Below are 13,649 nucleotides of genomic sequence, written 5' to 3' on the forward strand. Positions count from 1 at the left end.
GGTAATTGTCGCGTGAGGTGGTTCGCTTAGCCCATGTCAGCTCACGATCCGCACCCCGCCTCCCCGACGTCGAGATTTCTGCCGTGGGTGGGCATCGGGGGCGTTGTCGCGGCGGTCGGGGTGGTGGTCGGGGTGACCGTTGCGACGGGCGCTTCGGATACCCTGCCCGTCGCGCAGGCGGCGCCCACCACCCTGACGACGTCCCCGTCGACGTCGGCATCGGAGACCGCGACGACGACTGCCAGCACGACGGCAACCACGAGTGCCACGACGACGACGTCTGGTGCGCCGGCGTCCTACGAGGCCGACTCCCGCGGCTACGTCGACACCCTCGCGCGCTGCGACGAGAACCAGACCCTGATGGCATACGGCCGAACCACCAAATCGCTGGTGGTGATCTGTGTGAACCGCGACGGCGGACTGGAGTATCGCGGCGTGCGGCTGTCCGACAACGCTCCCCTGCACCTGCCCATCACCCGTACCTCCGACGGGACACTGGTCGCTTCGAATGACGGTGTCACCTACGCGGTTTCACCGACCCAGATCCTGGTGTCCTCCGGCGACGACGTGATCTACAAGGATTCGTGGATCGAGTTCAAGGAAGCCAGCTTCTCGCAGTCGAGCACTTCGTCGAGCGCTACGACGACCGTCAGCACGACCACGGTGACGGTGACGTCGTCGGTGACCCCGACGACGACGAAGCCGGCCGGTTAACCGGGCGAGGTGTTGCGGCCGCCGTTGACGCCGAGGATTTGGCCGGTGATGTAGCCGGCTTCGTCGGAGATGAAGAACGCGCAGGCAGCCGCGATGTCCTCGGGCCGGCCCATGCGGCGCACCGGAGTGGCGTCGATGGTGGCCTGGATGTCACCCATGTTTCCGCGGGCTTCGGCCTTGCGCAACATGGGCGTGTCGATGAAGCCGGGCGGAACGGCGTTGACCGTGATGCCGGCCGGACCGTATTCCAGGGCAAGGCTTTTCGTGAGGCCGTTGACGCCGGACTTGGCCGCGACATAGGCCGACATGTACGGCACACCAGAGTGGGTGCTCGACGAGGAGATGTTGACGATGCGGCCCCAGCCGGCCTCGATCATGTCGGGCAGGACGGCCTGGATGGTGTGGAAGACCCCGTTCAGGTTGATGTCCACGGTCCGTTGCCACTCCTCGAAGGTGAGGTCGAGGAATCGGCGAAAGCTGTCCTTGCCCGCGGCGTTGACCAGGATGGTAACCGGCCCCAGCGCGGCATGGATTTCGGCCAGTGCGGCGTCGATCTGCGCGCGGTCGGTGACATCGGCGACGTAGGAAAAGTCCGAGTCCGTCGGATTCAGGTCGACGATGGCCACGTTGTAGCCGTCGGCCCGCAGCCGGGCGGCGATTGCCGCACCGATCCCCGAACCGCCACCGGTCACCAATGCCGTCTTCGTGGTGGACACAAGCGTCCCCTTTCCGGCGGCCGGACCGCCTGCTGAACCTGAACCAAAAGTGTTGTGGAGCTATGACGTTCGCCGAGGCGTTCGCAATCCCAGCGCACGCCGGCCCGCGTCGAGGAGTTGGCCGTGCAGCCACTCGTCGTCGGTCTCGCGTTTGGGATCGGCCGAACCGGCGATCCCGGCGAATACGAATTGCGCCCGGACGAACCCTTCGGGGCCGGGATGCACGTCGGCCAGAAGCGCCATCTGGCGCGAGATGATGTGCGTCCACTCGCGGTTGGCCTTCAACACGGTGTGCACGCTCGGGTCGGACGCCAGCACCGAAACCAGCATCGGACTCTGGACCGCCAGCCGGGCATAGCCGTCGATCATGCGTTCGGCGCGGGCGTGGACACCGCGCTGCTGTTCGGCGTCCTCGACCACCGCGGCGACCTTGTCGATGATCGGCTCCAGGATCGCCGTCAATAGCTGCTCTCGGGTCCGAAAGTGGTGGTAGATAGCAGCTTTGGTGAAGCCGAGCTCGTCGGCGATCATCTGCAGCGACGTGCCCGCGAAGCTGTGCCGGATGAACAGTGCGATGGCCGCGTCGATGAGCCGCTGCCGGGTATCGGGGGCCGGGCCCGTACTGACCACCGCGACTGCGCTCATCGCCGCCTCCCTTCGCCCAACTTTACGATCGGCTAGTAATCTACCATACGATCGGCTAGCATTCTCCTAGTCGATCGTATGGCAGCGTTGTGACGCTATGAAGGGATTCCTCAGTGACTGATGTCGATAGCGTGAACTTCTTCATGGATCGCGACGTGGTGGCCGATCCATATCCCTATCTGGAAGCGCTGCAGGCCCGCTGCCCGGTGTCCCGGGAGCCGCACAAGGGCGTGTGGATGGTCACCGGCTGGGAAGAGTGCACCGAGGTTGCCGGTGACGCCGACCGCTTCTCGTCCTGCATCGCGGTGACCGGCCCTTTCCCCGGCTTCCCGGTCCCGGTCGAAGGTCGCGACGACGTCGCCGAACTCATTGCCGCACACCGCGATGAGCTGCCGTTCAATGATCAGCTGCCGGCGCTGGATCCCCCGGTGCACACCGATCACCGCGCTCTGCTGATGCGGCTGATCACGCCCAAGCGTCTCAAGGAGAACGAGGACGCGATGGAGACGATGGTCGACCGCGCGCTCGACGACTACCTCGTCGGCTCAGGCGGGGAGCTGATCGCAGGCTTCGCTCAGCCGTTCACACTGATGATCATCGCCGACCTGCTCGGTGTACCCGACAAGGACCGTGACGAGTTCGTCAAGGAGATGGCCAGCGGCGCGCACCACGGTGGCGGCATCGGCAGCGTCAAGGGCGAGAGCCTGGCCAAGTCCCCGCTCGAGTATCTCTATGACAAGTTCAGCGCCTACATCGAGGACCGTCGCGCCAACCCCCGCGGGGATGTGCTGTCCGAGATGGCGGCGGCGACCTTCCCTGACGGCTCGGTGCCCGATCCCGGCGACGTCGCCCGCGTCGCCGCCAATCTGTACTCGGCGGGTCAGGAGACGACCGTGCGGTTGCTCAGTGCCGCGCTGCAGATTCTCGGCGACAATCCCGAATTCCAAGCGCAACTGCGGGCGGATCGGGCAGGAGTGAGCAACTTCATCGAGGAGGCGCTGCGCTTCGAGAGCCCGGTCAAAGGCGACTTCCGGCTTTCCAAAGAACCGGTCACCCTCGGCGGTGTCGAGGTGCCGGCCGGGGCCACACTGATGGTCGTGCAGGCCGCCGCCAACCGCGACCCGCGCCGGTTCACCGATCCCAACACCTTCGATCCGTTGCGCTCGAACGCCCGCCAGCACATCGCGTTCGGCCGTGGTGTCCACACCTGCCCGGGTGCTCCCCTCGCGCGTGCCGAGGCGCGGGTCGCGCTGGAACGGCTGCTGGATCGCACCACCGACATCCGGATCAGCGAGCACCATCACGGGCCCGCCGGCGCGCGCAGGTACACCTACGTGCCCACCTACATCCTGCGTGGGCTCACCGAATTGCATCTGGAGTTTGATCTCGCATGAAAGCCAGCATCGACGACGGCCGCTGCCGCGGCCACGGCGTCTGCACCACGATCTGTCCGGAGGTCTTCGCCATGACCGACGACGGATATGCCGAGGCCATCCTTGACGAAGTGCCCGACGGACTGCAGGACAGCGCGCGTGAAGCCGCTGAGGCCTGCCCGGAGAACGCCGTCGTCCTGCATCAGTAGTTCACGATCGAGCGCCAATAGTCCTCTGGTATCTCGGTATTCGAGCGCAGGACCATCGCGAGTCCCGTGGCCATCGCAACACCGAGCAGTCCCAGCCACAGCCCGGAAAGCCCGACGAGTACCCACACGGCCACGGTCAGCGTGGGCCACGGGTTGACCAGGAGCAGCAGCGGCGCGAGGAAGAAGCCGGAGCCGACGAACCACGCCGAGCCGGCGCGGTCGGACTTGAGCACGAAGCGAAGCCAACTCGGGACCGGGGACGGGTCGCTGTTCGTCGTCATGCTGTCCACGGTCCTCCGCGGCAGTAAGTGAAGCAATTACCTGTCAGGTAATGGCATCGCGGCTCTTCGTGAGAGATGCTGGCGGAGTGGGCGACACGGCGTTCGGCGAGCTGTTGCGGGATTGGCGGCGCCGGCGCCGGTTCAGTCAGCTCGACCTGGCCCTGGAGGCCGATGTGTCGGCCCGGCACGTCAGCTTCGTCGAGAGCGGGCGTTCGGCCCCGAGTCGCGCGATGGTGCTGCGACTGGCCGAGGCCCTGGAGGTTCCGCCCCGTCAGCAGAATCAGCTGCTGCTCGCCGCGGGACTGGCGCCGGCGTATGCCGAACGGGCCGTGACGGATCCGGGAATGGCGGCGGTGCGCGCCGGCATCGACCGGGTGCTCGGCGCCTACGACCCATACCCGTGTCTGGCGGTGAATCGCAACTGGGATGTGCTGCAGGCAAATTCGGGCACGGCCGTGCTGCTCGACGGAGTCTCGGCTGATCTACTCCACACGCCCAACGCGCTGCGCATCGCGCTGCACCCCGACGGGCTGGCGCCGCGGATCCGCAACCTCGCCCAATGGCGGCATCACCTGCTGAGCCGCCTGCGCCGCGAGGCGGGTTCAGGTGGGTCGGCGCAACTGCTGGCCGAGATCGAGTCCTACCCCGGCGGCGAGGACTCCTCGACCGATCTCGGCGGGGTCGCGGTTCCGTTGGAGCTCTACCGGCTCGACGGGGTGTTGCTGACGTTCATCTCGATGGTGACGACGTTCGGAACCGCGCTCGACCTGACGGCCGCGGAGCTCAGCATCGAGGCGTTCCTGCCTGCCGACGACGCCACCGTCCAGGCGTTACGACCGGCGTCCGCGCCGGTGTAGAACACGTTTCAGTTATCAGTTTCCCAAAGCTCTACCGAGGCCTCCGTGCGTGGTGTAGGCATGGATCACCGGGCACTAGATGACTTCGTATGGAGGTGCGCTTTTTATGCCCAGTCCCAACCTGCCCCCTGGTTTCGACTTCACCGATCCCGATCTGAACAACGAGCGGCTGCCCGTCGAGGAACTCGCCGAGCTCCGCCGGGTCGCGCCGATCTGGTGGAACGAGCAGCCACGCAACGTCGGTGGTTTCGACGACGAGGGTTACTGGGTCGTCAGCAAGCACAAGGACGTCAAGGAGATCTCGCGGCGCAGCGACGTCTTCTCCAGCCTGGAGAACACCGCCCTGCCCCGCTATCCGGACAACGCGGCGGTGTCACACAAGGACACCGGCCAGTTCATCCTGCTGAACATGGATGCGCCGCGGCACACCCATCTGCGCCAGATCGTCTCCCGCGCGTTCACGCCGCGGGCCGTCGAGACGTTGCGGGAGAACTTGAGGGAGCGCGCCCAGGCGATCGCCAAGGCCGCCGCGGCAGAGGGTTCGGGCGACTTCGTCGAACAGGTGTCCTGCGAGCTGCCGCTGCAGGCCATCGCCGACCTGATGGGTGTTCCGCAGGACGAACGAAAGAAGCTGTTCGACTGGTCCAACCAGATGGTCGGTGAAGCGGACCCCGAGTTCGCCCGTAACGACCCGCAGGGGGCCGCCGGCGAGTTGATCATGTACGGGATGCAGATGGCCGCCGACCGGACGGCCAACCCCGGCGACGATCTGGTGACCAAGCTGGTGCAGGCCGATGTCGACGGGCACAAGCTCTCCGACGACGAATTCGGCTTCTTCGTGATCCTGTTGGCGGTGGCCGGCAACGAGACCACCCGCAACTCGATCACCCACGGCATGACGGCCTTCGCCGATTTCCCCGATCAGTGGGAGCTGTACAAAGCGCAGCGCCCGGTGACCGCGGTCGACGAGATCGTCCGGTGGGCAACCCCGGTGACGTCGTTCCAGCGGACTGCCACCGAAGACGTCGTACTGTCGGGTGTGCAGATCAAGAAGGGTCAGCGGGTGGTGATGTCCTACCGCTCGGCCAACTTCGACGAAGAGGTCTTCGACGATCCGCTGCGCTTCAACATCCTTCGTGACCCCAATCCGCATGTCGGCTTCGGCGGTACCGGCGCGCACTACTGCCTCGGCGCCAATCTGGCCAGGATGACGATCGATCTGATGTTCAACGCGATCGCCGACCACATGCCGGATCTGACTCCGCTGGCCAAGCCGGAGCGGTTGCGGTCGGGCTGGCTCAACGGCATCAAGCACTGGCAGGTCGACTACACCGGAGCCGGCGCCGGTAAGTAGCTTGTGGCACAGGCCGATACAGTCGAGGCGTGACTGAGACAGCCTGGACACTGACCGCGGCCGAAGGCGAACTGCAGATATTGACCGGCGTGACCGGTCCGGCCGCCAAGATGGGCCACCGGCTGACCATTGCAATGGCGTCCTGGCGCGCCGACGTCCAGTGGCGCGATAAGCGGCCGGTCGCCGCCGAGCTCGTGGTCGACGTCGATTCGCTGCAGGTCGTCAAGGGTGAAGGTGGCGTCACGCCACTGACGGGACCGGAGAAGGGGGTGGTCCGGTCCAACGCGCTCAAGGCACTGGACGCCAAGAAATATCCGACCGTCACGTTCAGCGCCGACGACATCACCACGACCGAGGACGGCTACCGGCTCGCGGGCGAGGTCGAGATTCACGGCACGTCACGGCCGAAGACTGTCGACCTGGCGGTCGAGGATTCCGGTGATGTCTGGGTGATGTCGGCCGAGGTTCGGTTGCTGCAGACGCAATTCGGCGTCAAGCCGTACTCGCTGTTCGTCGGGTCATTGAAGGTTGCCGACGAGGTGACGCTGACGTTCACCGCGCGCCACCCCAAGTAGGCAACTGGTCTGACCACTTGACCTCTGGCCTCTTGGTGGGCATGCTGGGGGCATGGTGTTGCAGCCCGTGAATCGGCGGTCGGTCCCCGAGGACGTCTTCGAGCAGATCCTGTCCGACGTTCTCAGCGGCGAAATGCAGCCCGGCGAGCCACTTCCCTCGGAACGGCGGCTGGCCGAGGTGCTCGGGGTGTCCCGTCCGGCGGTCCGCGAAGCCCTCAAACGCGTCGCCGCCGCGGGCCTGGTCGAAGTCCGCCAGGGTGATGCCACGACGGTGCGCGATTTCCGCCGTCACGCCGGACTCGACCTGCTCCCCCAATTGCTGCTGCGCAACGGCGAACTCGACGTGTCAGTGGCCCGCAGCATCCTCGAAGCCCGCCTGCACAACGGGCCGAAGGTGGCTGAGCTGGCTGCGGCGCGGCGCCCGGCGGGGTTGGCCGACCTGCTGGCGGAATCGATCGCAGCGCTGGAGTCGGCCGACGATCCGCTCGAGCAGCAACGCCACGCCCTGGCCTTCTGGGATCACGTCGTCGACGGCGCCGACTCGATCGCATTTCGGTTGATGTTCAACACATTACGAGCCGCTTACGAACCCGCACTGCCCGCGCTGGCCACCCTGATGGCCGCCGAGGTCGGGCAGACCCAGGCGTACCGCGCCGTCGCCGCCGCCATCGCGGCGGGCAAGCCGGCCGCCGCATCGGCCGCCGCCCGTGAACTTCTGGAGCCCGCGACCGCCGCGCTGATCGCGGCATTGACCGCATTGGAGGACCGGCGGTGAGCACACCGACGAACACCCGCCGCAGCTTGACACTCGCCGAGGCCGGCCGGCAGTTCTGGCGGCATCCCACACCATGGCTGTTCACCGCCGCGTTGGCCGCCGCGGTCATCGCCCGGATCATCGTCGGCGATTGGCAGCTCACCGACGCGGTGGTACCGTTCGCGATCGCCGCTGGATTTCCCTTCTTGGAGTGGACCATCCACGTGTTCGTATTGCATTGGCGGCCGCGCCGCATCGGCAGGATCACGCTGGACACGTTGCTCGCCCGCAAGCATCGCGAGCACCATGTCTCCCCGCGCGATGTGGACCTGGTGTTCATCCCGTTGCAGTCCGCAATCGGCGCGGTGGCCGCCGCGGTTGCGATCGCCCTTCTGGCGTTCCCCCGAACCGGTATGGGGCTCACGTTCTTGGTGGTGATGCTGACCTTCGGCCTGCTCTACGAGTGGTGCCACTATCTGATTCACACCGACTACAAGCCGAAAACGGCTGTCTACCGGGTGATCTGGCGCGACCACCGGCTGCACCACTTCCGCAGCGAGCACTACTGGTTCGGCGTCACGACACCCGGCACCGCCGACCGGGTCTTGCGAACCTATCCCGATCCCGCCACGGTGCCCGCCTCACCGACCGCCAAGAACCTGCACGCTGGCGATACCAAACCCGTTGGGGCGCCTAGGCGTTGATCACGATCGGGTCGCCGATGTGGACCTGGTCGAAATACCACGAGGCGTTGTCGGGGCTCAGATTGATGCAGCCGTGGCTGACGTTGGCGTAGCCCTGTGAACCGACCGACCACGGTGCGGAGTGCACATACACCCCACCCCAGGTGACCCGGACGGCGTCATTCACGGTGAGCTTGTAGCCCTCCGGGTCGCTCAACGGGATGCCGATCGTGCGCGAGTCCATGACCACCACAGACTGCTTCTCGAGGGCGGTGAAACTGCCCACCGGTGTCGGATGTCGGGGCTTGCCCATCGACGCGGGCATCTGACGCGCCACCTGGCCGTCGATGCTGACGGTGAACGTATGCGCCGAGATATCGCCGACACCCAGCACGATGGCGCCGGTGCCGAAGGTCCGCGGCATACCACCGGCCATCATCGTGATCTCGGAATGCGCAGGCCAGTACTGGGCCGGTACGAACTGAACCGTCTTGTCGTCGAGCCAGTCGTAGCGGCCGGCCACATTGGCCGGCGAGGTGACCCTGATTGATTGCTGGGCCGCCCAACGGTCGATCACCGGTTTGGTGAACGTCACGGTGATCGGCATTGCCACACCCACGACCTGGCCATTGGTGGGCTGGACGGAGGCGACGGTCCCGCCGTCAAACGATGGCGCGACCGCGGCCACGCCGGTCTGCACCGAAGTCGCCATCGCCAGCACCGCGATCCCTGCGGCGGCTAATGCTCGTCGAACTGCTCTGGCCATGGCTCCCGTCCTCATGTGGGCGATCAGCAAAGGCCCAGTCTAAAGGGTTGGCGTCGATGCGCCCGCCAAACATGCGGGGACGTGCCGCAACTGCGCCGGGGTGGCCGCCCGTGGGGTGCCAAGACGGACTGTCAGCGAAACTCGGCGGCTATCCGCCGTTGATCCCCTGCAGCCGCTCCCGCAGACGGGTCCGCAGCGACGGCTTCTCCGGGACCGGCGGCGGCGCGATGACGGGCGGCGGTGCCGCGGGCGCCATCGCTTCGACCGGGGCCCCGGGGACAGGGGCGAGCGGCACATCGGCCGGCGGGGCCTCGGGTGGTGGCATGTTCATCGTCATTGCGACGACCGGAGCGGCGTCGAACGTGGGCTCGGCTTCCGGTAGCGGAGCCGGCCGGGATTGTGCTTCTTCAGGTGCTGCGAGTGCCGCAGTGGCTGGGGACGGTGCCTCGGGAGCGCTGTCGGGCCGCAGGGCGGGCGTCTCGGCGGTGTTCACCACGTCGCGATGCTCGGGACGCGGGCCGTGGTCGGGCAGCAGTTCCAGGCCCACCGCAACCGACGCCGACACCACGAACGCCACCACACCGCCGGCCAGCAGCGCCGTCGCGGCGCGCATGGACTTGGACTCCCGGCGTGACGCGACCGGAGGGGCCGGGAAGGTGAACAGCGGGTCGTCGAACGCGGCGATGCTGTTCACCGAGGCCAGAGCCGCGCCGCGGGCCAACGCGAGTTCCGCCTCGGCCGGTGCGAACACCGGGATGCCCTGGATCTCCTCGAGACGGCGGGCGATCGAGTCAAAGTCGTCCCCGGAGCCCAGCAGCACCAGCCCGTCGGGCTGCCATTCGCTGGCGCTCAGGATGCCGGACAACCAGCTGATCAGGTCCTGGTCGGTTTGCAGGTCATAGCTGATGGCGGTCTGCACCGCACCTTCCTGGGCGTCCACCACCAGCGTGACGACGGCTTCGGGCTCGACTACACACACCGCGGTGACGTCGGAGCCGATCACCTCGCCGATACCGCGGGCGAAGGCTTCGGTGGCCTCCGGCAGACGGATCGGGATCACGTTGTCGAATCCGGAGTCGGCGAGCGAGTCGAGCAACAGCGAGGCCTCGACCGAGGCGTCATCGCTCCAGGTCACGCCAATGGACTGCAGGCGCTGACCCCCGGCGATGGCCTGGGTGCGCGACAGCGCCTCGGCGACGAACTCCGACGTCGTGACCGGGCTGAACCCGCCGCGGCGCACCTCGAACGTGTCGTGCCCCTTCGTGGCGCCGTCGACTCCGTCACCTTGGACAAGGACGAGTCCGACGGTGGTCGGGGTCATCGACAGTCCCAGGACCGTGTCCAACTGAAGCACTCCTCTCCGGTCCTGTCTTCGCCGGCTTCACACAGCAGGCGCAGCGGCACCGAACATCTGGTGCGGTACGTCGCGCTGGAAGCGCCGGAAGCGAACCGGGACAGCGTGGTCGTCTTCGATCTCCGTGGAGCCTACCCGCAGTCGCGTATACCGGCGAATGAGCGCTGTGCGGTCCCGCTACGGAGACGATCCGATAACGGCCGAGACCCGGAATTCACTGACGAGGAGTGGCTGGCATCAGTCCTGGTGGTGCGGCAGGGCGGCCACCATCGGGGTGTCCACGCCGACCGGGCCGAGTTCGCAGGCTCCGCCCGGGTTCCCGATCGGGGCATCGCGGCCGGGCAGGATGTCGGTGAAGAAAGCGGCGTTGTCGGCCAGGAACTTCTTCTCCTCCTCGGGCAGGTCGCTCTCGAAATAGATGGCGTCGACCTCGCACAGGATCCGGCAGGCGCCGCATTCCACGCATTCGGTGGGATTGATGTACATGGTCCGGTCGCCCTCGTAGATGCAGTCGACCGGGCATTCCTTCATGCAGGCCTTGTGTTTGATGTCGACACACGCACTGCTGATCACGTAGGTCATGGGCCGAAGCCTATCTGTGACTCGCCGTACCACACATGCGCTGGAGGACCCGTTCCGCAGGGACCAAAGTCCCGAATCTGCCGGTGAGCTCAACCCGTCAGCGGGGCAATGCGGCGGTGACGTCGACCCATCCGGTCGGATCCGCCCGATGGTCGGTGGTGTTACGGCATTCGCCATAAATCTGCATGGTGGCGCGGTTGTCGGAGTCGGTATTGCGGAAGAAGATGACCGTCACGCCGTTGCGGGTGAAGGTCCGGCCGCCGGGGTGCCGGCCCGGCGGCATCGCCTCGGTCCACCCGTTGGCCGCCATGGCCGCCGCGATCGACGCGAAGTACTGCGGGGTGTCCATGACGCCGGGCACGTCGAAGTTGAGGTAGACCGCGCCCTGATAAGGCGGTTCGTCGGCGTTCGTGCACGACATGAGCAGATAGCTCGCGCTGACGCCCTTCAGCTTTCCGGTACCGGCGATCTCCCGTGCCGGCTCGAGAACCTGGAGCTTGGCTTGCTCGTCGGTCAGCGGGTGCGCGACCGGATCGACCGCCGCGCCGCGCATATCTCGGAAATAATGCAGCGCAACAAAACTCACGCCCAACACCAGACCGACGAGCAATGCGGCCGCAATCAGCAGCTTTGCGGGTTTGGAGCGAAGGCCGGTCGCGGCAGGCATACGTCAGGACAACGGTGTGCAGCTGTAGGGCTTCTGGTCGAAGAAGTGCACTGCGGGCATGCCGTCGACGTAGGTGTATTGCACGCCGGGCCCCCAGGTCGTCCCGGGAACCACCCACGGCGGGACGCCGGCCGGGTAGGCGACGGTGAAATCGGTGAAGAACGCCGCGTTGTCCGGGCAGCCGGGCGCGCCGGCAACAGGGTTCCACGCGTGCACCACGATCGGGTTGTACAGGTGCGGCCCCTGCGCGCAATTCGGTTGGCAGGCAACGGCATTGTCGGTGCCGGTGCCCCTGGCGCCGTCGGCGCCCCACGAACTCCACGTCATGTTCTCCATGACGCTGGTGGAGTCACACCCGTAGACCACCCGCTCGGGCTGTTCCAGCAGGGGCTGGCTCGGGTCGTAGCAGCTGCCGAACATGTAGACGGTCGCGCCCGGGTCGGCCAGGGCGTCGGGCGCACCGAGAGTGCATGCCACGCCGGACAGCATCATGACCAGGGCCGCGCCACCACGTGCCACTGCGCGGACCATTGCATCTCCTCATCGACACCGACTGCGCGCGCATGCTAACACCCGGCTGAGGACCAATGGCCCTACGAGGTGTGGGCCTTCGACTCGCGACGCCGCCGGCGCAGAGCCCATAACGTCGATGACGACATCGAGAATATGGCGCACACCGGGGGATGCGTCGAGGTGTGCCCGTTCACCTGGCTAGGTGAGGCGAAGGGCTGGCGGTCGCCGTCAGCCCTTGGCCAGGGTGAACTGGCAGATATCGGTGTAGCCGTCGCGGAACAGCTCGGCGCAGCCGGTCAGGTACCGCATATAACGGTCGTAGACCTCGCGAGACTGCAAGGCCACGGCCTCTTCTTCGTTGGCCTCCAGCGCCGCCGCCCACAGGTCCAGGGTCCGGGCATAGTGCAGCCGCAGCGGGTGGACGCGGTTGACGGTGAACCCGGCGCGGGTGGCGTGGTCTTGGACGTCGGTCACTTTGGGCAGCCGGCCGCCCGGGAAGATTTCGTCCATGATGAATTTGAAGAACTTCAAATGCCGCATGGTGATTGGCATTTCGCGCGCAGCAAAATCTTCGTCACTCGGCAGAACGATGGTGTGCAGCAACATCACGCCGTCGGCGGGCAGCGCCTCGTAGGCCATCTTGAAGAATGCGTTGTAGCGGTCGGATCCGAAATGTTCGAATGCGCCGATGGACACGATCCGGTCGACCGGCTCGTCGAACTGCTCCCACCCTTCCAGGAGGACCCGCCGGGACCGCGGGCTGTCGGATGCGTCGAACAACTCCTGGACGTGCAGCGCCTGATTCTTGCTCAGGGTCAGACCGACGACGTTGACGTCGTAGCGCTCGAGCGCGCGCATCATCGTGGCGCCCCAGCCGCAACCGATGTCGAGCAACGTCATGCCGGGCTGCAGGCCCAGCTTGCCGAGCGACAGATCGATCTTTGCGAGCTGCGCTTCTTCCAGCGTCAGGTCGTCGGGCTCGAAGTAGGCGCAGCTGTAGGTCTGCGTCCTATCCAGGAACAGCCGGTAGAAGTCGTCAGACAGGTCGTAATGGTGCTGCACGTCGTCGAAACGTGGCTCCATGAGATCGACCTCTTCTGCGTGTGCGGGTGAATTGAGCAACGAGATTTCCTGTTCTTGCGTCTGCACTCCGGCCAACCCCGCTTGACCGGTCACACTCCCCTGGTGACGTAACCCCGGTAGCCTACGCGACCAAACCGGTTCGTCCCCACTCGAGCAAACTGTGAAGCAGCTAGGTGTCGGCTGTTATGACGAATGTCCGGCATCGTCGTCCTTGCCGTAAATGGGCCGTCCTTCGTCGTCGAGCCACTCGTTCACCGCGGTTCCGGTGACGGTGTTGTCCGATCCTGGCAACACCGCGGTGGGCCGGTCCTCGTACGCCCTCATCATGTCTCTCGCCTTGGTCTTCGCATCCTCGCTCACCACCGGTTTCCCGGTCCGGTCTTGCCGCTCGGAGCCCTGGTCAGCGAGGCTTTCGGCAGGGTCTGGAGTGCTCACGTCGGGATTCCCTTCTTCTCCGCTGCTGGTGTTGAGACGGGCTGGCCGATGCGGGGAGTCGACGCTGTGGAAGGGACTGCCCAAATGT

General features: G+C 66.2%; 18 protein-coding genes. 8 read left to right on the plus strand and 10 right to left on the minus strand.

The window, feature by feature from the left end; genetic code table 11:
• Positions 1-33 precede the first annotated feature (33 nt).
• Positions 34-714: a hypothetical protein gene (locus HPC46_RS17355; protein WP_179472063.1), complete on the plus strand. Its 681-nt coding sequence runs from the start codon at positions 34-36 to the stop codon at positions 712-714.
• Here HPC46_RS17355 and HPC46_RS17360 read toward each other — a convergent pair.
• Together HPC46_RS17360 and HPC46_RS17365 are read right to left on the minus strand one after the other, a co-directional pair.
• On the minus strand, positions 711-1,430 hold the full coding sequence (locus HPC46_RS17360; protein WP_179472065.1) for an SDR family NAD(P)-dependent oxidoreductase: 720 nt from the start codon (positions 1,428-1,430) through the stop codon (positions 711-713). The genes HPC46_RS17355 and HPC46_RS17360 overlap by 4 nt on opposite strands.
• A gap of 60 nt (positions 1,431-1,490) precedes the next feature.
• A complete protein-coding gene (locus HPC46_RS17365) occupies positions 1,491-2,075 on the minus strand; it encodes a TetR/AcrR family transcriptional regulator (protein WP_179472067.1) in 585 nt (194 codons plus the stop codon).
• 143 nt (positions 2,076-2,218) lie between these two features.
• On the opposite strand from HPC46_RS17365, the gene HPC46_RS17370 reads away from it, so the two are divergent.
• Positions 2,219-3,469, plus strand: coding sequence for a cytochrome P450 (locus tag HPC46_RS17370; protein WP_179472207.1), 1,251 nt, complete (start codon positions 2,219-2,221; stop codon positions 3,467-3,469).
• Positions 3,466-3,657 (plus strand): ferredoxin, encoded by a 192-nt coding sequence (locus HPC46_RS17375; protein WP_179472069.1) that lies wholly within the window; start codon positions 3,466-3,468, stop codon positions 3,655-3,657. The genes HPC46_RS17370 and HPC46_RS17375 overlap by 4 nt, the downstream gene beginning before the upstream one ends.
• Here HPC46_RS17375 and HPC46_RS17380 read toward each other — a convergent pair.
• Positions 3,651-3,938: a hypothetical protein gene (locus HPC46_RS17380; RefSeq protein ID WP_179472071.1), complete on the minus strand. Its 288-nt coding sequence runs from the start codon at positions 3,936-3,938 to the stop codon at positions 3,651-3,653. The two genes, HPC46_RS17375 and HPC46_RS17380, sit on opposite strands and share 7 nt — an antisense overlap.
• A 50-nt stretch (positions 3,939-3,988) precedes the next feature.
• Between HPC46_RS17380 and HPC46_RS17385 the strand changes: the two genes are divergently transcribed.
• The 5 genes from HPC46_RS17385 to HPC46_RS17405 all read left to right on the plus strand — a co-directional run bounded on the left by HPC46_RS17385 (position 3,989) and on the right by HPC46_RS17405 (position 8,182).
• Positions 3,989-4,795 (plus strand): helix-turn-helix domain-containing protein, encoded by an 807-nt coding sequence (locus HPC46_RS17385; protein ID WP_179472073.1) that lies wholly within the window; start codon positions 3,989-3,991, stop codon positions 4,793-4,795.
• Between the two features lie 106 nt (positions 4,796-4,901).
• A complete protein-coding gene (locus HPC46_RS17390; RefSeq protein ID WP_179472075.1) occupies positions 4,902-6,149 on the plus strand; it encodes a cytochrome P450 in 1,248 nt (415 codons plus the stop codon).
• Between the two features lie 29 nt (positions 6,150-6,178).
• On the plus strand, positions 6,179-6,724 hold the full coding sequence (locus HPC46_RS17395) for a YceI family protein (protein ID WP_179472077.1): 546 nt from the start codon (positions 6,179-6,181) through the stop codon (positions 6,722-6,724).
• 52 nt (positions 6,725-6,776) lie between these two features.
• Positions 6,777-7,499, plus strand: a complete 723-nt coding sequence (locus HPC46_RS17400) for a FadR/GntR family transcriptional regulator (protein WP_179472079.1) — start codon at positions 6,777-6,779, stop codon at positions 7,497-7,499.
• Positions 7,496-8,182, plus strand: coding sequence for a sterol desaturase family protein (locus tag HPC46_RS17405; protein ID WP_179472081.1), 687 nt, complete (start codon positions 7,496-7,498; stop codon positions 8,180-8,182). Before HPC46_RS17400 ends, HPC46_RS17405 begins: the two co-directional genes overlap by 4 nt.
• On the opposite strand, the gene HPC46_RS17410 is transcribed toward HPC46_RS17405, so the two are convergent.
• From HPC46_RS17410 to HPC46_RS17440, 7 genes are all read right to left on the minus strand, one after another.
• Positions 8,172-8,927, minus strand: coding sequence for a L,D-transpeptidase (locus HPC46_RS17410; RefSeq protein WP_179472083.1), 756 nt, complete (start codon positions 8,925-8,927; stop codon positions 8,172-8,174). The two genes, HPC46_RS17405 and HPC46_RS17410, sit on opposite strands and share 11 nt — an antisense overlap.
• Positions 8,928-9,075: 148 nt before the next feature.
• The gene (locus tag HPC46_RS17415) at positions 9,076-10,272 is read right to left on the minus strand and encodes a DUF7159 family protein (RefSeq protein ID WP_179472085.1); all 1,197 of its coding nucleotides are present in this window, start codon (positions 10,270-10,272) and stop codon (positions 9,076-9,078) included.
• A 246-nt stretch (positions 10,273-10,518) separates the two neighbouring features.
• A complete protein-coding gene (fdxA, locus tag HPC46_RS17420; RefSeq protein ID WP_179472087.1) occupies positions 10,519-10,863 on the minus strand; it encodes a ferredoxin in 345 nt (114 codons plus the stop codon).
• A 97-nt stretch (positions 10,864-10,960) separates the two neighbouring features.
• Positions 10,961-11,530, minus strand: coding sequence for a lipoprotein LppJ family protein (locus tag HPC46_RS17425; protein WP_179472089.1), 570 nt, complete (start codon positions 11,528-11,530; stop codon positions 10,961-10,963).
• Between the two features lie 3 nt (positions 11,531-11,533).
• Positions 11,534-12,061 carry a hypothetical protein gene (locus tag HPC46_RS17430; RefSeq protein WP_179472090.1) on the minus strand — a complete coding sequence of 176 codons (528 nt, stop codon included), beginning with the start codon at positions 12,059-12,061 and terminating at the stop codon, positions 11,534-11,536.
• Positions 12,062-12,271: 210 nt separating this feature from the next.
• Positions 12,272-13,126: a cyclopropane mycolic acid synthase family methyltransferase gene (locus tag HPC46_RS17435; protein WP_179472092.1), complete on the minus strand. Its 855-nt coding sequence runs from the start codon at positions 13,124-13,126 to the stop codon at positions 12,272-12,274.
• A gap of 183 nt (positions 13,127-13,309) precedes the next feature.
• Positions 13,310-13,561, minus strand: a complete 252-nt coding sequence (locus HPC46_RS17440) for a hypothetical protein (RefSeq protein WP_179472094.1) — start codon at positions 13,559-13,561, stop codon at positions 13,310-13,312.
• Positions 13,562-13,649: the final 88 nt, after the last annotated feature.

This window comes from Mycolicibacterium vinylchloridicum, assembly GCF_013404075.1.
Classification (GTDB): Bacteria; Actinomycetota; Actinomycetes; order Mycobacteriales; family Mycobacteriaceae; genus Mycobacterium; species Mycobacterium vinylchloridicum.